A 20404-nucleotide genomic window follows, 5' to 3' on the forward strand; every position below is an offset into this window, starting at 1 on the left:
GCAGGATTTCAGACGGCCTTTGCAATTATTTCACAAACCGTGCATCTGCCATAAACGGCCGTGTAGCGGCTGGTTTGGCGGAATAGAAGCGGGAGAACGTGCTGTCGATTTTGGTCTGTATCGGCTTACCGTCCAATGTTGCCGATGCTTCCAATTTCACGCCACCGCCACTGGTTTCGCCTAATTTCATATTTGGCAACGTCAGTTTGGCAATATTGAGTTTCACATTTCCCACTTTGGTATCGGGAGACATCAGCTGTTTGCCGACCGGACGGATTTTTTCACCCTCATCATGAGGCGCGGCACCACCGTTATCGTCAACCACACCGATATTAATCAATCTGGCAGACGCCAAATCCATCTTGCCGTTTTTGACCGGAATACCGACAAACAGTTTTACGCCGCGATGAATGAACGTATTGTCCCGCCACTGAGTTTGGCCCTCTTTCGGCGGTTTGGTTTCTGCCGCCACCGAATAAGTGCGGCCCATAATCATCAATTTATAACCTGGAATTTTTTTCGAACCGAATCCATCAGTGATATCTTCGACCAGTTGCGGCGCAGTCAGGGTTTCGTTTGCCAAAATACGGGCTGAAGTTTCTGCCAAATGGGCAGGCTTGCCGTCTATGGTCAATGCCTGTTCATGGCCGAAATCAGACGCAAATGCAGGCACGGTGGCCAGTGCAGCGGCCAATGCTAGAATACGGATAGTTTTCATTGCAGACTCCTGATAAAAATGTAATTGGGTTGATTACCCGATAAAATCCGGGCGATATTGATAGGAATCGGTATTTTTATACAAATGATACAGATTATCAAGAATATTTGGATTTTAAAATAAAAAAGGCCGTCTGAAATCCAGTTTCAGACGGCCTTTTCAATCTACTTAAAACCTTCTATCAGTCTTTGAAGCGTTTGAATACCAATGTGCCGTTGGTACCGCCAAAGCCGAAGGAATTGGAGATGGCAACGTCGATTTTCGCATCGCGTGCTTCGTTGGCGCAGTAGTCCAGATCGCAACCGGCTTCAACGTCTTGTTCAAAGATGTTGATGGTTGGTGGAGATTTTTGCTCGTGTACTGCCAACACACTATACAACGCTTCCACGCCACCGGCTGCGCCGAGCAAGTGGCCGGTCATAGATTTGGTAGAGTTAACGATGACTTTGCGCGCATGATCGCCTAAAGCGCGTTTGATGGCTTTGGTTTCATTGGCATCGCCTAAAGGAGTCGATGTACCGTGTGCGTTGACGTAATCAACGTCTTCAGGATTCAGGCCGGCATCTTTCAGCGCACGAGTAACCGCCAATGCAGGGCCTTCTTCGTTAGGCGCGGTAATGTGGTAAGCATCGGAGCTCATACCGAAGCCGACGATTTCGGCGTAAATTTTCGCACCGCGTTTTTTCGCGTGTTCCAATTCTTCCAACACCAGCACTCCAGCGCCTTCGCCGATAACGAAACCGTCACGGCCTTTGTCCCACGGACGGGAAGCGGTAGCAGGGTCGTCGTTGCGAGTGGAAAGTGCCTTCATGGCGGCAAAACCGCCAACGCCCAAAGTGCTGATCGCACCTTCTGCGCCACCGGCAATCATAACGTCTGCGTCGCCGTATTTAATCAGTCGTGCAGAGTCGCCGATAGAATGCGCGCCGGTCGTACAGGCAGAAACCATACCGTAGCTCGGGCCGCGGTAGCCTTTGAGAATGGTGACGTGGCCGGAAATCAGGTTAATCAGCGAGCCTGGAATAAAGAAAGGATTGATTTTGCGCGCGCCGCCTTCGATAACGGCTTTGCCGGTCGCTTCGATGCTGGGCAGGCCGCCGATACCGGAGCCGATGTTGACACCGACGCGGTCTTTGTCGAGGGTTTCCAAATCGTCCAAGCCTGAATCGTTGATGGCTTGCAGGGCGGCGGCGATACCGTAGTGGATAAACACGTCCATACGGCGCGCTTCTTTCGCGCTGATGTATTGGCCGATATCGAAATCGCGTACTTCGCCGGCGATTTGGCTGTTGATGTCGGATGCGTCAAAGCGGGTAATCCGTCCGATGCCGCTTTTGCCTGCGAGCAGATTGCTCCATGCGGTGGCGACGTCGTTGCCGACCGGTGATACTTGGCCAAGACCTGTGATGACTACTCTTCTCTGACTCATGATAATCTCGCTGTTGGTTGTCGGGATTTTCGCGGCAGCCTTGCTCTTTTTCTTTGTGAAACGGGCAAAACTCATGCCGTCTGAAATTTCAGGGGTTTAATAATAAGGTAAAAGCCTCTATTGCGATGGCGCAGCAGAGGCTGGATGTTTGGTGCGACCGATTAGCCTTGGTGGGCGTTGATGTAGTCGATAGCCAATTGTACGGTAGTGATTTTTTCAGCGTCTTCGTCAGGGATTTCGCAGCCGAAAGCTTCTTCCAAAGCCATCACCAGTTCTACGGTGTCCAGAGAGTCAGCACCCAAATCGTCTTGGAAAGAAGATTCGTTTTTCACTTCGGCTTCGTTTACGCCCAGTTGTTCAGCAACAATTTTTTTAACTTGTTGTTCGATGTTTGACATGTCAGTCGTTCCTTTTCGCCTTGCGGCAGGTTGTTTAAGGGAAATAATTCGTCGGTATTGTACCGAATTCGGATAGAGTTTTCCATCTAATCCTGCATTTTAGCACAGATTATTCAGTAAAAACCTGTTGTTGTGCATATTAGCATAGCCTGATTTTAACCTACAAGCGGGAATTTGTTTTGTTACGTATTAACATTAACATTATTAAAAAAAGGGGCTGTACTAGATTAGCAGATATGTTACCCTCGAAATATGAAGATAACACACTGCAAATTAAAGAAAAAAGTACAGAAAGAACTGCTTCGTTTTTTTGTACTCGAAGTTACCGCCCGTTCCGCTGCCGATATTTTGGGCATTCAGCCCAACTCCGCTATTCTGTTCTACTGCAAAATTCGTATGGTTATCCGCCATTATCTGGCCTTGGTTGCCGATGAGGTTTTTGAGGGCCCTGTCGAGTTGGACGAAAGCTATTTCGGCGGACGGCGTAAAGGCAGACGTGGTCACGGGGTGGCAGGAAAAGTGGTTGTCTTCGGCATTCTGAAACGCAACGGACGGGTCTCTACCGTTGTGGTGGATAATGCCAAGTCTGAAACGTTACTCCCTGTCATTAAAAAGAAAATCATGCCGGACAGCATTGTTTACACGGATAGCCTGAGCAGCTACGACAAGTTGGACGTGAGCGGTTTCATCCATTACCGCATCAACCATTCCAAGGAATTTGCCGACCGTCAGAACCACATTAACGGCATTGAAAATTTTTGGAATCAGGCAAAACGCGTCTTGCGCAAATACAACGGAATCGATCGCAAATCTTTCCCGCTGTTCTTGAAAGAATACGAATTTCGATTTAATTTCGGCACACCGTCTCAACAGCTTAAAATCCTGCAAAAATGGTGTGGAATTTAGGGCTAATCTACTAGTACAGACCCTTAAAAAATTTTGATGGCGGTTGCTGCTGAAAAAGTAGGAATTAGATTTGAGAGAAGGTTTTTTGCATATGCTGGTTTCGTGAAGGCCTACGCAGGATCAGCGTTGTCAGCGTTTTCATGTGTATGCTAACCTTCTGCAAGGTATCTGCTTAATCATATTTGAAATCAGTATTAAAGCATAATTATCAGTATCCGAAATTCCAGTTAATTAAATATTCAGAGACAATCGTTAAGATTGATTTAAGGATGAAAATGCAAGACCAAGAAAACATTAAAAACCAAGAAGAACAAGAAAATCAGCCAAAAGAAGACAATGGTGCCATGACCAAGTTGCAAGATGTGTTCAATCTTGCGCATGACCAGGCCCATCCCGATAAAATTGATGCCGTCATCCGCGCCAATACTCGGGTGTCCGGAACCAATATGTGGGTATTGATGTTTGCCATTGCCGTGGCGAGTATCGGTCTGAATGTAAACAGCACGGCGGTAGTGATCGGCGCGATGTTGATTTCGCCGTTGATGGGGCCGATTGTAGGTATGGGTTACGGTTTGGCGGTAGGGGATACTGCGCTGATCCGTCAAGCCGTGCGCAATATTATTATATTCGTCGTCATCAGCTTGATTACCGCTACGTTGTATTTCCTGTTAACCCCGCTTAAAGAGGCGCAAAGCGAGCTTTTGGCGCGTACTCAGCCGACCCTTTGGGATGTGTTGATTGCCTTCTTCGGTGGTAGTGCGGGTATTGTGGCGCTGACTCGAAAAGAAGGAGGCAATGCCATACCGGGTGTGGCGATTGCTACCGCATTGATGCCGCCCCTGTGTACTGCGGGCTACGGACTGGCACATGGCAACTGGCACTACTTTCTCGGTGCTTCATATCTTTTTGCCATCAACTGCGTGTTCATCGCTTTTTCGACCTTGTTGTTTTCTAAGCTGCTCAAGCTGCCGCGCAGGGGGTTGGTAACGGAATCCAAACGCCGGTTGCAAAGCATCATTATTACTGCCGTCGTGTTGGCTGTGATGATTCCGAGCGGCTATATGGCATCAGGGCTGGTGCGTCAGGAGATCTTCAACACCAGAGCCAATGCCGCCATTGCCACTGCGCAGCAACAGGAAGGTTTTTTCGTGCTGCGTAAGATGTTGAACCACAGAGAAAATAAAGTCGGTCTGATTGTCAATGGAACGGGCAATGCCGAGAAAATTTCCGCCTTGCTGGTGAAAAGCCTTAACGCGTCGGGGGTGAAAGAGCCGAAGGTCAACGTGGTCTATGCGGGAGGGAACGATGCCAAAATCGAAGAATTGCTGGCAAGCCGAAACAACCCGGTTCAGCAGCAAAATGAGCTGAAAGAGCAGCAGGCCTATATCGATACCATACTGGCAGGCAAAGCCTCCGATATCGACGATGCAGCGGTACTCAAGGAATTAAAAGCCCAATATCCGGAAGCGGAAAAAATCGTTGTCGGACGCGGCTTGGCTTGGGATAAAGCGCAAACAACGCCTGTTTCCGAACAGTCTGAAAGCCAAAAAAACGCAGAACCGAAGACAGATACATATGACGATATCGTCGTTGTCTCTCTCGAATTGGAGCAGCCACTACCTGCCAAAGATCACGAGCGGATACAGGCGTGGTTAAGCCAGCGTTATGAGGGTAAGGTAGTGCGCATATTGCAAACGCACAAGTCTCAGACAGATAAACCGTCTAACGAATAATCGCCTTCAGGCTTTATCCATTTCCGAGAAATCATTGATTGTTCCTAGTACACCAAATCCGCCTCAAACACGCCTCTCAAGGCGTTGGAGAGGCGGATTTTTTCTGCGCGTTCGAGCATGTCGCGGGTGATGTGCGTTTCGATGATGGTGTCCGCGCCCAAGTAGGTTTGCAGCTGCTGCAACACGGCTTGGCGCATGATGCCGTTGAGGATATCCAAATCCAGAGACGGGGTGAGACAGGTGTTTTTGTGCATGTTCATGTTTCAGTATTCTCCTGGAAATACTGTAAACAACGCTACTAGTTTCTACAGCATCGAGTTGATAACGTTCGCCCACACCGGCAAGGTTTTCTGCGCCAAGGACGAGTTTGAGTTTCTCAAAGTCGATTTGGTCTTCGCAAAAGACTTCGGGAAAGATTTGTTTGAGTTTTAATATATTGTTTTGTTTGAAATTATTTTCTAAATCGTGCATAATTTTTCGGTTCGGTTGCCATAATTGCGTCTTCCATCAATGATCACTTACAAAGTGTCCATTTTATCGGGATATGTTGAAAGTTAAAAGAAAAGAAGGCCGTCTGAAAAACTTTTAATATTCGTTTTTCAGACGGCCTTCTTTTCACTTGCCGAAACAAGAGTATTTTGTTTCTCAACTTTACGAAACAGTCAGTCCTGCTGCTTACTTCTACCCTAAAAACTCTTTCAAAAACAGCAAGACACAGGCAAGTTCGTCGGCGGATTCGCGTTGGGTGCCGTTGCCGGTATGGCCGCCGCCGTCAGGCGAGTAGAGCCAAGATTGCGGCGAGGTTTCGCGCAGTTTGGCGTAAAACTTGAGCGCGTGGGCGGGATGGACGCGATCGTCGCTGAGGCTGGTGGTAATGAGCGCTGGCGGATAATCGATGCCGTCTGAAAGATTGTGATACGGCGACAATTCGCCCAGCCAGCGTTTGCAGACTTCGTATTTCTGCGGATTGCCGTATTCATCCGTCCAGCTTGCGCCGGCGGAGAGCAGCGGATAGCGGATCATGTCGGTCAGCGGCACTTCGCACACCAGCGCACCTATGCTTTGCGGTTCGCGCACGAAGGCGGCGGCGGTAATCAGGCCGCCGTTGCTGCCGCCCTGCAAACCGATGTGTTCGGGCGAACTCATGCCGCGTTCGGACAAATCGCGCACGACGGCCAGCAAATCGTCGACGCTTTTGTGTTTGCTGATTCCCTGCGCCGCCTGATGCCAGCGCGGGCCGAACTCGCCGCCGCCGCGTATGTTCGCCAACACGAAGGCGTTGCCCTCTTCCAGCCAGTATTTGCCGATGCTGCCCAGATAATGCGGCAGCTCGGGCACGCCGAAACCGCCGTAGGCATAGACCAGCGTCGGCGTGTCGGGCGCGGCGTTTTTGCCGACGTGGAAATAAGGGATGCGCTCGCCGTCGGCCGAAGTCGTCCAAAACTGTTGCACGTTGATGCCGTCTGAATCAAACTGCTGCGGCTGGCGGCGCATGACGGTCAGTTCCATCACGTTCAAATCCAGCGCAAACAGCGTCAGCGGCGTGGTGAAATCGCTGGCGGCAAGGTAAACCACGTCGCCGCCCCACGGTTGGTCGGTCATTTCCAACGCGCCCGAAGGCAGGCGCGGCAGTTCGACTTCCTGCCATTTGCCGTCGGTAAAGCGCCATGCTTTCAGACGGCCTTGTACGTTTTCCAGCAGGCTCGCCACCACAAAACGCTTGGTCGTTTCCACGCTCTCCAATGCCTGCGTTTCATCGGGCGCAAACAAAAGCTGCGCTGCACCCAATTCGCCGCGATTCAGCTTCACCGCCACCAGCGCGCCGCTCGGATAGCTTTGGTTCGCTCGGTTCCAATCCTTGCGCAACGTCAGCAAAAGATGCCCCGCCAGATAGCCGACCACGTCGCAATCATTAGGCAGGTTCAACGGTTTCGCCTCGCCTTCGGCCGACACCTGCAAATAAGTTTTGGTGTAAAAACCGTCCGACGCTTCAATCAAATCAATCGGCGAACCCTGCGGATCGAGATAACGCCACGCGTTCACCATCATCGCGCCTTTATCGATTTGGTACACCGGCAGGCTTTCCTCAAAACTTTTGCCGCGCTCCACCAGCCACACTTCACACGGATAGCCCGATTCGGTCAACTGGCGTTCGTCCCAAGCCGGACACACCCACACGCTGTTTTCATCGCGCCACGACACATGGTTTTTGCCTGCCGGAAAGTGAAAACCGCCTTCTACCAACTCCCCTGCTTCCAAATCCACTTCCAGCGTGTACGCCGTATCGCCGCCCGATTTGCTCAGTGTTAACAACGCGCGGTTGGGCTGCTCCACCAAGTGCGACACGCCGCCCAAATACACATCGTCGCCGAGCAATTCGTCGAAATCCGCCACTGAAAACAGGATTTTCCACTCGGGATAGCCGGAACGGTAAGTCGCCGCTGTACACACGCGGTACACGCCCTTCGGATATTCCGCATCCTGATGGAAATGGTACATCCGCGCGCGGTGTTCCTGACAGAACGGAATCTGCCGCGTGTCCTGCAACTGCGCCAAAATGCCGTCGGACAATTCGCGCGCTTTGTCGTTTTCTAAAAAACGCGCACGCGTTTCGGCATGCGCCGCGGCGGCAAAATTTTGTGTTTCGGGAGATTCGAGGTTTTCAAAATGGAGATAGGAATCGGGGTAAGATTTCATAGGAAAAGGCCGTCTGAAAGATTGTGAAACGGAATTATAACGGCAAAATCAAAAAAGGCCGTCTGAAACCTGCATTTCAGACGGCCTGAGACATTATTCAATTTAACGTCCGTATATTTTCCACAAACCTTCCTGCAAACCAAATGCAGGCTCGCCGTCTTGCGACTGGGTGCGGACGTAGCTGCCGTCAGGCTGCATCAGCCAAGCCTGGGTATTGTCTTCCAAGGCCATTTCCAAACCTTCGCGGATCACACGTTCTTTGAGTTCGGGCGTGGTAATCGGCGTGGCGACCTCAATGCGGCGGAAGAAGTTGCGACCCATCCAGTCGGCGCTGGAGATAAAGGTATCGTCTGCGCCGTTGTTATGGAAGCAATACACGCGCGAGTGTTCGAGTTGGCGGCCGATAATGGAACGGACGCGGATGTTTTCGGACAAGCCTTTTACACCCGGACGCAAAGTACACATACCGCGCACAATCAGATCAATTTGCACGCCTGCCGCGCTGGCCTGATACAGCGCATCAATTACGCTCGGCTCGATGAGGGAGTTCATCTTGGCGGTAATCCGCGCCGGTTTGCCGGCTTTGGCGTGGTCGGTTTCCTGCTTGATGCGGTCGATGACCATTTTGTGCAGGGTAAACGGGCTTTGATAGAGCTTGTTCAGACGGCCCGGCTTGCCCAAGCCTGTGATTTCCATAAACAGGGTGTTCACATCGGCAGTGATTTGTTCGTCGGCGGTAATGATGCCGAAGTCAGTGTAGATGCGCGATGTGCCTTGGTGGTAGTTGCCGGTACCGAGGTGGGCATAACGCTTGAGCACGCCGTCTTCGCGACGGATAACCAAAGCCATTTTGGCATGGACTTTGTAGCCGAATACGCCGTACACGACGTGTGCGCCAGCCTCTTCCAGCTGTTTCGCCCAGTTGACGTTGTTGGCTTCGTCAAAACGCGCCATCAGTTCAACGACGACGGTAACCTGCTTACCCGCCAGTGCGGCCTTCATCAATGCGCGTACAAGCTCAGAATTGCTGCCGGTGCGGTAGATGGTCATTTTGACGGCCAATACATCCGGATCGGCCGCAGCCTCGCGTATCATTTGGACAACCGGATCGAAAGACTGATACGGGTGGTGCAGCAAAATCGGCGACTGTTTGACCAGCTTGAACACGGAACCGTTTTTGCGCAAGGCTTTCAGACGGCCTGCATTGCGCGGCGGAAACTTCAAATCCGGCCTGTCCACCAAATCGGGGACGGCATTGAGGCGCACCAAATTGACCGGCCCTTTGACCTGATACAGCTCGGCAGAAGTCAGCTTGAACTGTGCAAGCAGGAAGTCATGAATATGCTCCGGACAAGTATCCGCCACTTCCAAGCGCACGCCGTCGCCGTATTCGCGGTCGTGCAACTCGTTTTGAATCGCGGCACGCAGGTTTTTCAAATCTTCCTCATCCACTGTCAAATCGCTGTCGCGCGTGAGGCGGAATTGATGGCAACCCTTCACTTTCATGCCGGGGAAAAGTTTGCCGACATGGGCGTGCAAAATAGACGATAAGAACACAAAGCCTGCGTCGCCGCCGCAAATTTCAGACGGCATGGGGACGACACGCGGCAAAATGCGCGGTGCCTGCACAATCGCCATTCCTGACGGACGGCCGAACGCATCCGTGCCTTCGAGTTCGACGGCAAAGTTGAGCGATTTGTTTAACGGGCGCGGGAACGGGTGCGAAGGATCGAGGCCGATGGGGGTGAGAATGGGCAAAAGCTCGTTGTCGAAATAGTTTTCAATCCATTTCTTTTGCGCGGCCGTCCAATTGCGGCGGCGGTAAAAATGGATGCCTGCACGGTCAAGTTCGGGCTGAAGCACATTATTAAACAAATCATATTGCTCGCGGATCAGCGCCTGCGCCTCTTTTGCCACCGCTTCGATGGTTTCGGCTGCGGTTTTGCCGTTGTCGAGCGGCTGATGCGGACGCAATTTGTTTTCGCGTTTCAACCACGCCATGCGAACTTCAAAAAATTCGTCCAAATTGGAAGAAACAATGCACAAAAAACGCAAACGCTCCAACAAAGGAACATTCGCATCCTGCGCCTGAGCCAATACGCGGCGGTTAAACGCCAACAGGCTGAGTTCCCGGCAAAGAATTCGGTTTTGTTCGGGCATGGTTTCCTCCTGAAACATCGGTCATTAAGATGATCAAGTATAACGTTTTGACGCTGTTCCGTCAGGTTTCAGACGGCCTTGGCAGAAAACCTTATCCCTATTTGAGGCAAGACAAAGGGTTATCCGTTATTTTCTATGCCGAAACAGCGGTTTTTGCTATAATGCGCAGTTTAATGCAACCGCAATACCACTGCTAAAGGATAAGAAAATGGGCTTTTTGCAAGGCAAAAAAATTCTGATTACCGGCATGATCTCCGAGCGTTCCATCGCTTACGGCATCGCCAAAGCCTGCCGCGAACAAGGCGCGGAATTGGCATTTACCTACGTTGTCGACAAACTGGAAGAGCGCGTCCGTAAAATGGCAGCCGAACTCGGCTCCGAACTCGTGTTCCGCTGCGACGTTGCCAGCGACGACGAAATCAACCAAGTTTTCGTTGACTTGGACAAACATTGGGACGGCTTGGACGGCCTCGTCCACTCCATCGGCTTCGCCCCCAAAGAAGCCTTGAGCGGCGACTTCCTCGACAGCATCAGCCGCGAAGCGTTCAACACCGCTCACGAAATCTCCGCATACAGCCTGCCTGCGCTGGCCAAAGCCGCCCGTCCGATGATGCAGGGCCGCAATGCCGCAATCGTCGCCCTGAGCTACTTGGGTGCCGTTCGTGCCATTCCTAACTACAACGTTATGGGCATGGCCAAAGCCAGCCTCGAAGCCGGCATCCGCTTCACCGCCGCCTGCCTGGGCAAAGAAGGCATCCGCTGCAACGGCATCTCCGCAGGCCCGATCAAAACCCTGGCCGCTTCCGGCATCGCCGATCTCAGCAAACTCTTGGGCCACGTCGCTTCCCACAACCCATTGGGTCGTAACGTTACCACCGAAGAAGTTGGCAACACAGCCGCCTTCCTACTGTCCGACCTCGCTTCCGGCATTACCGGCGAGATTACCTACGTTGACGGCGGTTACAGCATCAACGCGCTGAACGACGAAGAGAACTAAACAGTTTTCACGCCAAACGCACTTTCATGATGAAAGTGCGTTTTTTATGGCCATTACATTATGGTTTGAATAACTGCATGACAAAAAAGGCCGTCTGAAAGTCAAATACGAATACGAAACATTACCTTTACAGACTTTCAATGATTATGTTTTCAACATTATTATATTATCATTCTACCTCGATTTGAAATTTCGATAGAGCATTGATTCTAAAGATAACATTCATATTATCTGATACTTAGCCACGGATAAAAAGTGGTGCAAAAAAGTAACAAAAAAAATTCAGACGGCCTATTTTTCATACAGAAGGCATAGAAGCAGGGCATTTTTAGCATAAAATACAAAATTTAACACTATTGAATTTTTCTTAACCGATAAAGCGTTAATATGCCTGCCGATTTATTGAATCACATCTGATTTTGACTCAAACACATACAGGAGATTAATTATGTCAATCGCTTCAGAATTTAAAGAATTTATTATGCGTGGCAACGTTGTCGACCTCGCAGTCGGTATGGTTGTCGGTACAGCATTCAGCGGCATCGTCAAATCATTGGTTGACGATGTAATCATGCCTCCTATCGGTCTGCTGATCGGCGGCGTTGATTTCTCCAACCTGTTCATTACCCTGAAAGACGGCGCACAAGCCGCTCCTGCAGAAGGTTACGCCAACCTGGCAGCCGCTCAAGCAGCCGGTGCCGTTACCCTGAACATCGGTCTGTTCATCAACACTGTAATCAGCTTCCTGATCGTTGCCGCTGCCATCTTCTGCGTGGTTAAAGCCATCAACTCCTTGAAAAAAACCGACGCTCCTGCTGAAGAAGCACCGGCAGAGCCTAGCGAAGAAGTTCTGTTGTTGCGCGAAATCCGTGACTCTCTGAACAAAAAATAATCATAATACCCAAACATATACACACACAAACCAAGGCCGTCTGAAACCATTTCAGACGGCCTTTTCTCATACCAATCTATTTCGTTAAGTCCTTCCCATTGAAAGAATCACGCCCTTCCCTTTCTCAGCAAGCTATCCTGCTTTTTTAACCATGAAGCAATGCTCATGGCAAACACAAAGCAAATGAGCAGTGCATCTCCTTACCAATAAAAAAGCCCGATGCGTTCAACATCGGGCTTTTAACTGGAAAACCAATCTTAATCTTTGCGTGTTTCCACCAAAATCATTTCGACTGCTACGTCTTCCACTTCTACTTTAGGCACATCCGAACGGCGTGTTTTGGCAACCGGTTCAGGTTGTGGCTGCGCGGCAAAAGCGGCAACGGCTTGCGGATCGGTTTCAACGAAGATCAAATCACCCAAACCTTCCGGCAAAACAGCGGCAACTGGCGCTGCTTCAGCTACGGCCTCAGTTTGCGTTGTCACAGTTTCAGTTGCTGCTTCAACCGGTTCTGCGACTTCTGCAACGGCTGTTTCATTCAGAGACAATACCGCAGCAATGGCTTCTTTGACGTTGCTGACTACAGAAGCAAGCAGGGCTTGTTCGGCATCAGCGCCTTCAGTTTGCGCTACGGCAGGCTCGTCTTCGCTTTCAATCGCAAATACGAATGGCTCTGCGCTGGTCACTTCAGGCTCGGATACTACAATCACCAGCGGCTCGGCTTGATCGCTTTCAGAAGACAATGTCGCATTTGCAGCTTCAACCTTTTCGTTCAAACCTAAAACATGCGCTACGGCAAAGAGGACTTTGTCGGCGGTATCGGTAATGTTCAGGTATTGCTCGATTTTTGCCGAAGACGGGATATTGCGTTTTTTGCTGTTGGAACGGCGGTCGTTGCGGTTGTTGCGCTGACGGTTGTTGCGGTCGCGTCCTTGACGGCCGTTGTTTTTCACACCCTCTTCGCTGCGGACGTTATCGTCCGCTTCGACTTGCGCCTGTTCGCCATTGGCTTGAACGTTCACGTCCTCAACGCGGTTTTCCGCAGGTTGATGACGGTTGCGCTCGTTACGGCCGTTATTGCGGCGGCGTTTATTGCCGTTTTGTTCCGCTTGGTTTTCAGACGGCATCTCAGCCAGTGCAGCCACTTCTTGAACATTTACGTCTTCAACCACTTCCTCAACACGGTTGCGCTCGTTGTTGCGATCATCGCGGCGGTTGTTGTTACGGTTGCGGTTGCGGCGGGTGTCTTTACGCTCGTCGTTACGGCTTTCGTTTGATTTGCTTTCTTCAAACTTGCTGTCGGCAGCTTCGGCATTCACTTCGCGCACTTCGACTTTGCTGCCGTCGTGTTTGTTGTTGCGGCGTGGATTTTGACGGCGGCTGTTTGAACGGCGGTTGCTGGAATTGCTGTTGCGGTTGTTGCTGCCCGAAGTGCGTTTTTCTGCCACTTCGGCAACAGGCGCGGTTTCGGCTGCGGTATTGCCGCCAAAAATGCGTTTCAACCAAGCTTTGAAGCTGTCCCACCAAGAGGCTTTTTTCTCAGGGGCGACAGTCGGTGCAGGCTGGGTATGGCGTACGCCTTTGACAGCTGGCTCAGGACGGGAAGCTTTGGCTTTTTCGCTGCCGAAAGGTTTGGCGGATTCGTCTTCTTCCGGCTCGGCAACGCGTTTGTAGCTCGGTTCGCCGTCTTCTTCTACGTCATCAATGCGGATGCGGTTGATTTCGTAGTGCGGATTTTCCAAGTGGATGTTTGGAATCAGGACGACGTTCACATCCAAGCGCTCTTCCATCGCAAACAGCTCGGCGCGTTTTTCGTTCAACAGGAAGGTGGCAACATCGACAGGCACTTGTGCGTGTACTTCGCCGGTGTTGTCTTTCATTGCTTCTTCTTGAATGATGCGCAAAACGTGCAGGGCGGTGGATTCGATGCCGCGGATGACGCCTGTACCGGCACAGCGCGGACACGCAACATGGCTGCTTTCTCCCAGAGCCGGTTTCAAACGTTGGCGGCTCAACTCCAAAAGGCCGAAACGCGAAAGTTTGCCCATTTGCACGCGTGCGCGGTCTTTTTTGAGCGCGTCGCGCAGGACGTTTTCAACATCGCGTTGGTGTTTCGGATTTTCCATGTCGATGAAGTCGATGACGACCAAACCGCCCAAGTCGCGCAGGCGCATTTGACGGGCGACCTCTTCGGCGGCTTCCATATTGGTTTTGAACGCGGTGTCTTCAATATCCGAGCCGCGTGTGGCACGCGCAGAGTTGACGTCGATGGAAACCAGGGCTTCGGTATGGTCGATCACAATCGCGCCGCCGGAAGGCAGGCTGACGCTGCGTGAGAACGCACTTTCGATTTGGTGTTCGATTTGGAAACGGGAGAACAGCGGCGTGTGGTCTTGATAGAGTTTCAGACGGCCTACATTGCTCGGCATGACGTAGCTCATGAATTCGGCAACTTGGTCGTAAACTTCTTGATTGTCCACCAAAATCTCGCCGATATCGGGACGGAAATAGTCGCGAATCGCACGAATCAGCAGCGAGCTTTCCATAAAGAGCAGGTAAGGGTCATGGTGTGCTTTGCCTGCTTCTTCAATGGCTTGCCAGAGTTGTTTGAGGTAATTCAAGTCCCATTCCAACTCTTCCGCGCTGCGGCCGATGCCGGCGGTGCGGGCGATGATGCTCATACCGTTCGGAATGTCGAGTTTGGCCATGGCGGCTTTCAACTCTTGGCGCTCTTCGCCTTCAATACGGCGGGATACGCCGCCGCCGCGCGGGTTGTTCGGCATCAATACCAAATAGCGGCCGGCCAGGCTGATGAAGGTGGTCAGTGCCGCGCCTTTGTTGCCGCGCTCATCTTTTTCGACTTGGACGATAACTTCCATGCCCTCTTTGAGCACGTCCTGAATACGCGCCCTGCCGCCTTCGTAGTCGCGGAAATATGAACGCGATACTTCCTTAAACGGCAAAAAGCCGTGGCGGTCGGTTCCGTAATCGACGAAACACGCTTCCAGCGACGGCTCGATGCGGGTAATGATACCTTTGTAGATATTGCCTTTACGCTGTTCTTTGCCCAGCGTTTCGATGTCCAAGTCCAAAAGGTTTTGGCCATCGACAATGGCAACGCGCAGCTCTTCGGCCTGCGTTGCGTTGAATAACATTCTTTTCATAGTCACCTCGTGAACAGCGGCCGTTTGATTTGTGAATATCTTTTTCAGACGGCCTGTCTGTCCGGTTGGCACTCTTCAAAGGCAAGATGGGAAAATCCCCGTGTAACCAGTATTTGATTTGAAATCCGCAAGGTTGCATGCTTGAACTCAAGCCATGTGCGGACGGATTCGGATAAAGAAGGAAATAAAGAACAATGCGGCGGAAAGGTTGATGGTTCCGCTGCCGTCCGAATGCTGATGCTTCGGACAAAATTAAGGCAGCCTACATCTTCTTATTATCGTAGCGCCGGTAATTTCGGACGGTGCTGCGCGGACTGCGTCTTACGCCCGGCCGGACGGCAGGTTCAATTCAAACTTAATTACGGGATTGCGTTTGCCGGCTTTGAACAAACACAAGGAAATGCTTTGCGGAGTGCGTTTTTAATATAAAATCTCGTTTTAACAATAAATCCGTTTCAGACGGCCTGCGACGGCAGGTTCGAGTCCCGAAACGGACGTTTGGGATTATAGAGAAAATGCACGCAATACGCAAAGATTCAGTCAGCCTGATTGCCGTTGCCGAACACGAGGAAGGCCAACGCCTTGATAACTATCTGATAAAAATCCTCAAAGGCGTCCCGAAAAGCCATATCCACCGCATTATCCGCGCCGGCGAAGTGCGGCTGAACAAAAAACGCTGCAAACCCGACAACCGCATTCAGGCAGGCGATACTATTCGCATTCCGCCGATACGCATCGCAGAAAAACAAAGGCCGGCTGAAAACCAGGCCGCGCCAGCACGCGAGTTTGACATCGTTTACGAAGACGATGCGCTTTTGGTCATCAACAAACCGTCCGGCGTTGCCGTCCACGGCGGCAGCGGCGTGAGCTTCGGCGTCATCGAACAAATCCGCCGCGCCCGTCCCGAAGCGCGTTATCTCGAACTCGTCCACCGCCTCGACAAAGACACCAGCGGCCTTTTGATGATAGCCAAAAAACGCAGCGCCTTGGTGAAACTGCACGAAGCCATCCGCAACGACCATCCGAAAAAAATCTATCTCGCGCTGGGTGTCGGCAGGCTGCCGAACGACCGCTTCCACGTCAAGCTTCCCCTGTTCAAATACACCGGCGCACAAGGTGAAAAAATGGTGCGCGTCAGCGAAGACGGCCAATCCGCCCACACCATCTTCCGCGTGTTAAACCGTTTTTCAGACGGCCTTTTGCACCAAGTCGGCCTGTCCGACCTGACCTTTGTCGAAGCCACCCTGAAAACCGGCCGCACCCACCAAATCCGCGTCCACCTACAATCGCAAGACTGCCCCATTGCCGGCGACGAACGCTACGGCGACTATCAGGCCAACAAACGCCTGCAGAAACTCGGTTTGAAAAGAATGTTCCTGCACGCTTCCGAGCTGCACCTCGCCCATCCGCTGACCGGCGAAAAACTAATCCTGAAAGCCCACCTGCCGCAAGAATTAGCGCAATTTGTTTTAATGCTGGAAAATCAGGAAAAGGCCGTCTGAAAGGAAACCCATGAAACCCAAACTCATTATTTTCGACTGGGACGGCACGCTTGCCGACACCACCAACCCCATCATCCACACCTTTCAACAAAGCTTTGCCGATTGTGGCCTGCCCGTTCCCGAAGCCGACCAAATCCGTCCGCTCATCGGATACAGCCTGTCCGGCATCATCCGCCGCCTTGCCCACAACGTCAGCGAACACGTTCAGGAAACCCTGATTGAGACCTATGCCGCGCACTACCTCAATCCCAACAACCGCAACATGACCCTGTTCCCCGAAGCCCTGCCCTGCCTGCAACGCTTGAAACAACAAGGCTATTGGCTTGCAGTAGCGACCGGCAAAGGCCGGAGCGGCTTGGACAAAGCCATCGCACAAACCGACACCCAAGCCTTTTGGCTAGAAACCGCCTGCGCTAGCGAATATCCGTCCAAACCCGCACCCGATATGGTACTCGCCCTCTGCGATCGACTGGGTGTTGAACCGGAAGAGGCCGTCGTCGTCGGCGACACCACCCACGACCTAGAAATGGCCGCCAATGCCAAAATCCGCGCCATCGCAGTCACCACCGGCGCACATACCTCCAAACAGCTTTCCTCCATGCCCCATGTCGCCATGCTCAACAGCTTGGCCGAGTTGCCTGATGTATTGGAAACCTTATAAAAGGCTATGCAACATCTATATTAAAGGCCGTCTGAAACCTACTTTCAGACGGCCTTTAATTTGTTTTATCGATCTGAGCGCACCCTGACAAATGTTGCAAATTTCGGCGTTCCCTTTTGCGTAAAACCACGATAACGGTAAGTAATCAGCGCACCGATTTTCGGCGGATGGTCGCGGTCTTTATCCTTAAAACCGCTGCCGATACGAAACTCGCCATATCGGTTTTTGCATCCTACCGCACCCAAACGCCCGACATTGCGCCCTTTGCCCTCATAATGACGCGTTACCGTACATTCATCATCATATTCACTTTTCAGCTTCAACAGCTGCCCATTTCTACCGCTTGCATAACGGGCTTCAGGTTGACGCAGCATCACCCCTTCCCCACCCAGCGCTTCAACTTGTTTCAAAAAATCCAAAGCATGCTGTTTGTCGCGCACCTTGACTTGCGGAATAACCGTAAACCGTGCCGACGGGTGTGATTTCAGCCATTTCGAAGCCGTTTCCAACCGCTGATACAGATTACCCTGCGCCTGTGGCACATCAAAAACATGCAAGCGGATGCCGTCCCAAGTTCCCGAGGCAGAACGCACCGTCGCGGAAATTTGCTCAAACCGCCCTCGTCCGCTGTACAACTCACCATCCATCGGAAACGGCGGAAAACCTGCTGTAAAACCTTTGGGCGGTGTAAACGCATAGCCCTGACGACTGACCAACTGCCTGCCGTCCCAATACGCGCGCACGCCATCCAACTTTTCACTCATGGCCCAACCGGCAATATCTTGATTTTTATATTCCTGCGCCAACAACAAATCTGCACCAAACGCCGCAGAGATGAAAGAAGCCGCAAAAATCGGTATCATGGTTCGCATTACATTATTCATAAGACACTTTTCCAGACTTGCTTTTTATTATATGTGCATAATAACAAAAGACCGTCTGAAACGTAAACAACATTAAATAAGCCTTTCCCAGGAACACCCATGGCACTCCAATTTGAAATCAACGCCGTTACCCCTTTCCGTCAAAACTGCACGCTGATTTGGGATGACGAAACCAAAGAAGCCGTTTTGACCGATGTCGGCGGCGACGTACCCTATTTATTGCAACAAGTCCAAAACAAAGGCCTCAAGCTGACCGCCATTTGGCTGACCCACGGCCATCTTGACCACGCAGGCGGCGTGGTTGAGCTTTTGAAAACCTGCGACGTACCCGTTCTCGGCCCGCACAAAGACGACGAATTCCTGCTCCAAGCCCTTCCGCAAACAACGGCGCAATACGGCTTCCCCGTTTCTCCGTCATTCACGCCGACACGCTGGTTGGAAGAAGAGGAAACGCTCAAGGTCGGCAATCACAGCTTCCAAGTCCTCCACATTCCCGGCCACACCCCCGGCCAAGTTGTTTTTTACAACGCTGAAAACGGTCTTTTAGTCGCAGGCGATGTTTTATTTTATGAGACTGTCGGTCGCACAGATTTTCCACGCGGCAATCATGATGACCTCATAAACAATATCTGCGCTAAACTATTAACCCTACCCGAAACCACGCAAGTTATAGCCGGACACGGCCGCATGACCAGTATCGGGCATGAGAAAAGGTACAATCCGTTTCTGGTTCGTTAATATGAATGTTGTATAAAGCCAACATTTTGGCATACTCAGATTATGCGTATAAAAGAAAACTGGCATACAATTTGCAGGGATAACACCCGAAAGATTAAGTACCTAATCTCCGGCAAATGCCAAAAAGAACTAAAGCACAAAGATAACAAGGTATTACGCAATACAACCTGATTTATCGAAAACCGGACATCTCTAAACCCCAAGCCTTACTCGAAGTGAAATTGTTACAAAGTGACAATAAATGTCAGTCAGGCCGTCTGAACGGCTCTGCCGATTCAGGCGGATACAACGGAGATGAAGCGCAATGCCCTGCCGGAATGTGCCGATGTTCTGTTTGTCAAACCGTCGGGTACATCTTTAAGAAGCACAACATTATTTGGGTAAACCGGCAAACTCGCTGCCGGCACTAACAGGCCGTCTGAAAAGTTCGGCCGGTAAAATCAATAAAAGGATTATCAAATGAAAAAAATCGCAAAAGTAGGCTTCGTCCTGCTGGCTACCGGCCTGCTGGCCGCCTGTGCTACTAAGAGCAAAATCACTCCTGAAGGCACTACAGACGAGCCACGCTTCCCTAAACCTTACTCCCTGACCTTCAACAAAGACCGCGGTACATTCCCGACTTTTGACGAGCTGGATCAAATGCGTCCTGGTCTGACCAAAGACGACATCTACAAAATCCTCGGCCGTCCTCACTACGACGAAGGCATGGTTGGCGTGCGTGAATGGGACTACCTGTTCCACTTCTACACCCCAGGCGTAGGCGTTGACCCTGAAAACACTTCCGGCGTTGAAGGCATCACTACTTGCCAATACAAAGTGATCTACGACAAAGACAAATTTGCACGCAGCTTCTTCTGGAATCCAGTATTCCCTAAAGATGCCGTATGTCCTCCTCCAGCACCTACACCTAAACAAGAGCCTCAAGTGATCATCCGCGAGATCATTAAAGAAGCTCCTAAACGCATCCGTCAATAAGGACAAATTTGAAACGGATCCTATTGGGTATAGCCTTGGCAGCAGGTCTGAATTCTTTGGCCGCTGCCGATGCTGTCAGTGACTATATCCAGCGTAAAAAAGTTGTGGTCAATACAGCTAAGGCGGAGCTTTGCTTTGCCGATGACGGTCAGTGCCATCCGGTACTGATTGGCAAGACCACGCCGAAAGGCAAATTCAATATGACGCCGATGATGACCAGCAAACCGGGTTACGGTGGCGAAGTTATCGGCTTTAAAGAAGAAAATGACTTTCTGTTTGCGTTACACAGGGTATGGACGCTCAAGCCGCAGGAAAGACGCATGGAACGCATCGTCTCCCCTCATGTGGCCGACCGCATCATAACCAATGGTTGTATCAACGTACAAAATAATGTGTACGAAAAACTGCGTCAGTATTTCATTTTAGAAGTCATCTGATGTAGGCTTTAGTTTGAATAAAGGCCGTCTGAAAATTTTTCAGACGGCCTTATATATTGCGCCCTATCACAGGGGCATTTTTAACATAACTAAAGCCCCTTTAACAAAGGGGC

The 20404-nt window shown here is 51.1% G+C and carries 17 protein-coding genes and 1 pseudogene; 10 read left to right on the forward strand and 8 right to left on the reverse strand.

Annotated features, from left to right (window positions below):
- Positions 1-25 precede the first annotated feature (25 nt).
- The 3 genes from ACTHRE_RS10245 to acpP all read right to left on the reverse strand — a co-directional run bounded on the left by ACTHRE_RS10245 (position 26) and on the right by acpP (position 2545).
- Entirely contained in the window at positions 26-718 is a 693-nt protein-coding gene (locus tag ACTHRE_RS10245; protein ID WP_070606224.1) for a hypothetical protein, read from the reverse strand.
- 181 nt (positions 719-899) lie between these two features.
- The gene (gene fabF, locus ACTHRE_RS10250; RefSeq protein ID WP_039861923.1) at positions 900-2147 is read right to left on the reverse strand and encodes a beta-ketoacyl-ACP synthase II; all 1248 of its coding nucleotides are present in this window, start codon (positions 2145-2147) and stop codon (positions 900-902) included.
- A gap of 161 nt (positions 2148-2308) precedes the next feature.
- Positions 2309-2545: an acyl carrier protein gene (acpP, locus tag ACTHRE_RS10255; protein WP_003679644.1), complete on the reverse strand. Its 237-nt coding sequence runs from the start codon at positions 2543-2545 to the stop codon at positions 2309-2311.
- 252 nt (positions 2546-2797) lie between these two features.
- On the opposite strand from acpP, the gene ACTHRE_RS10260 reads away from it, so the two are divergent.
- Together ACTHRE_RS10260 and ACTHRE_RS10265 are read left to right on the forward strand one after the other, a co-directional pair.
- A complete protein-coding gene (locus ACTHRE_RS10260; RefSeq protein ID WP_377073367.1) occupies positions 2798-3451 on the forward strand; it encodes an IS1595 family transposase in 654 nt (217 codons plus the stop codon).
- Positions 3452-3726: 275 nt separating this feature from the next.
- Positions 3727-5184, forward strand: a complete 1458-nt coding sequence (locus ACTHRE_RS10265; RefSeq protein WP_070734913.1) for a DUF389 domain-containing protein — start codon at positions 3727-3729, stop codon at positions 5182-5184.
- Positions 5185-5228: 44 nt separating this feature from the next.
- On the opposite strand, the pseudogene ACTHRE_RS10270 reads toward ACTHRE_RS10265, so the two are convergent.
- Positions 5229-5420 (reverse strand): annotated as a pseudogene (locus tag ACTHRE_RS10270) (aminotransferase class IV); the annotation flags it as partial.
- 22 nt (positions 5421-5442) lie between these two features.
- Between ACTHRE_RS10270 and ACTHRE_RS10275 the strand changes: the two are divergent.
- Positions 5443-5616: a DNA topoisomerase gene (locus ACTHRE_RS10275; protein WP_079454256.1), complete on the forward strand. Its 174-nt coding sequence runs from the start codon at positions 5443-5445 to the stop codon at positions 5614-5616.
- 249 nt (positions 5617-5865) lie between these two features.
- Here the strand turns inward: ACTHRE_RS10275 and ACTHRE_RS10280 are convergent, their stop codons facing one another.
- Together ACTHRE_RS10280 and ppk1 are read right to left on the reverse strand one after the other, a co-directional pair.
- Positions 5866-7881 (reverse strand): prolyl oligopeptidase family serine peptidase, encoded by a 2016-nt coding sequence (locus ACTHRE_RS10280; protein ID WP_440345052.1) that lies wholly within the window; start codon positions 7879-7881, stop codon positions 5866-5868.
- A gap of 102 nt (positions 7882-7983) precedes the next feature.
- Entirely contained in the window at positions 7984-10041 is a 2058-nt protein-coding gene (ppk1, locus tag ACTHRE_RS10285; RefSeq protein WP_440345051.1) for a polyphosphate kinase 1, read from the reverse strand.
- Between the two features lie 208 nt (positions 10042-10249).
- Here ppk1 and fabI point away from each other — a divergent pair, with 208 nt between their 5' ends.
- A complete protein-coding gene (gene fabI, locus ACTHRE_RS10290) occupies positions 10250-11038 on the forward strand; it encodes an enoyl-ACP reductase FabI (protein WP_440345050.1) in 789 nt (262 codons plus the stop codon).
- 448 nt (positions 11039-11486) lie between these two features.
- Positions 11487-11930, forward strand: a complete 444-nt coding sequence (gene mscL, locus ACTHRE_RS10295; RefSeq protein ID WP_049323121.1) for a large conductance mechanosensitive channel protein MscL — start codon at positions 11487-11489, stop codon at positions 11928-11930.
- Positions 11931-12187: 257 nt separating this feature from the next.
- Here mscL and ACTHRE_RS10300 read toward each other — a convergent pair whose 3' ends face one another.
- A complete protein-coding gene (locus tag ACTHRE_RS10300) occupies positions 12188-15094 on the reverse strand; it encodes an Rne/Rng family ribonuclease (protein ID WP_440345049.1) in 2907 nt (968 codons plus the stop codon).
- A 515-nt stretch (positions 15095-15609) separates the two neighbouring features.
- Between ACTHRE_RS10300 and ACTHRE_RS10305 the strand changes: the two genes are divergently transcribed.
- Positions 15610-16596: an RluA family pseudouridine synthase gene (locus ACTHRE_RS10305; protein WP_039861877.1), complete on the forward strand. Its 987-nt coding sequence runs from the start codon at positions 15610-15612 to the stop codon at positions 16594-16596.
- 10 nt (positions 16597-16606) lie between these two features.
- Positions 16607-17257 (forward strand): HAD-IA family hydrolase, encoded by a 651-nt coding sequence (locus tag ACTHRE_RS10310; RefSeq protein ID WP_070646535.1) that lies wholly within the window; start codon positions 16607-16609, stop codon positions 17255-17257.
- A 65-nt stretch (positions 17258-17322) separates the two neighbouring features.
- Here the strand turns inward: ACTHRE_RS10310 and ACTHRE_RS10315 are convergent, their stop codons facing one another.
- Positions 17323-18129, reverse strand: coding sequence for a DNA ligase (locus tag ACTHRE_RS10315; RefSeq protein ID WP_070646534.1), 807 nt, complete (start codon positions 18127-18129; stop codon positions 17323-17325).
- Between the two features lie 111 nt (positions 18130-18240).
- Here ACTHRE_RS10315 and ACTHRE_RS10320 point away from each other — a divergent pair, with 111 nt between their 5' ends.
- The 3 genes from ACTHRE_RS10320 (at position 18241) to ACTHRE_RS10330 (ending at position 20291) form a co-directional block, all read left to right on the forward strand.
- Positions 18241-18879, forward strand: coding sequence for an MBL fold metallo-hydrolase (locus ACTHRE_RS10320; RefSeq protein WP_377073374.1), 639 nt, complete (start codon positions 18241-18243; stop codon positions 18877-18879).
- A 459-nt stretch (positions 18880-19338) separates the two neighbouring features.
- Positions 19339-19854, forward strand: coding sequence for an outer membrane protein assembly factor BamE (locus ACTHRE_RS10325; protein WP_070646532.1), 516 nt, complete (start codon positions 19339-19341; stop codon positions 19852-19854).
- Between the two features lie 8 nt (positions 19855-19862).
- Positions 19863-20291, forward strand: a complete 429-nt coding sequence (locus ACTHRE_RS10330) for a hypothetical protein (protein ID WP_049329449.1) — start codon at positions 19863-19865, stop codon at positions 20289-20291.
- The last annotated feature ends 113 nt before the right edge of the window (positions 20292-20404 follow it).

The organism is Neisseria sp. P0001.S007, from assembly GCF_051963655.1.
Taxonomy (GTDB): domain Bacteria; phylum Pseudomonadota; class Gammaproteobacteria; order Burkholderiales; family Neisseriaceae; genus Neisseria; species Neisseria subflava_A.

Coding starts and splice junctions, on each gene's coding strand:
- ACTHRE_RS10245 (WP_070606224.1), bottom strand. CDS start 718: ATGAAAACTATCCGTATTCTAGCATTGGCCGCTGCACTGGCCACCGTG.
- fabF (WP_039861923.1), bottom strand. CDS start 2,147: ATGAGTCAGAGAAGAGTAGTCATCACAGGTCTTGGCCAAGTATCACCG.
- acpP (WP_003679644.1), bottom strand. CDS start 2,545: ATGTCAAACATCGAACAACAAGTTAAAAAAATTGTTGCTGAACAACTG.
- ACTHRE_RS10260 (WP_377073367.1), top strand. CDS start 2,798: ATGAAGATAACACACTGCAAATTAAAGAAAAAAGTACAGAAAGAACTG.
- ACTHRE_RS10265 (WP_070734913.1), top strand. CDS start 3,727: ATGCAAGACCAAGAAAACATTAAAAACCAAGAAGAACAAGAAAATCAG.
- ACTHRE_RS10275 (WP_079454256.1), top strand. CDS start 5,443: ATGTTTCAGTATTCTCCTGGAAATACTGTAAACAACGCTACTAGTTTC.
- ACTHRE_RS10280 (WP_440345052.1), bottom strand. CDS start 7,881: ATGAAATCTTACCCCGATTCCTATCTCCATTTTGAAAACCTCGAATCT.
- ppk1 (WP_440345051.1), bottom strand. CDS start 10,041: ATGCCCGAACAAAACCGAATTCTTTGCCGGGAACTCAGCCTGTTGGCG.
- fabI (WP_440345050.1), top strand. CDS start 10,250: ATGGGCTTTTTGCAAGGCAAAAAAATTCTGATTACCGGCATGATCTCC.
- mscL (WP_049323121.1), top strand. CDS start 11,487: ATGTCAATCGCTTCAGAATTTAAAGAATTTATTATGCGTGGCAACGTT.
- ACTHRE_RS10300 (WP_440345049.1), bottom strand. CDS start 15,094: ATGAAAAGAATGTTATTCAACGCAACGCAGGCCGAAGAGCTGCGCGTT.
- ACTHRE_RS10305 (WP_039861877.1), top strand. CDS start 15,610: ATGCACGCAATACGCAAAGATTCAGTCAGCCTGATTGCCGTTGCCGAA.
- ACTHRE_RS10310 (WP_070646535.1), top strand. CDS start 16,607: ATGAAACCCAAACTCATTATTTTCGACTGGGACGGCACGCTTGCCGAC.
- ACTHRE_RS10315 (WP_070646534.1), bottom strand. CDS start 18,129: ATGCGAACCATGATACCGATTTTTGCGGCTTCTTTCATCTCTGCGGCG.
- ACTHRE_RS10320 (WP_377073374.1), top strand. CDS start 18,241: ATGGCACTCCAATTTGAAATCAACGCCGTTACCCCTTTCCGTCAAAAC.
- ACTHRE_RS10325 (WP_070646532.1), top strand. CDS start 19,339: ATGAAAAAAATCGCAAAAGTAGGCTTCGTCCTGCTGGCTACCGGCCTG.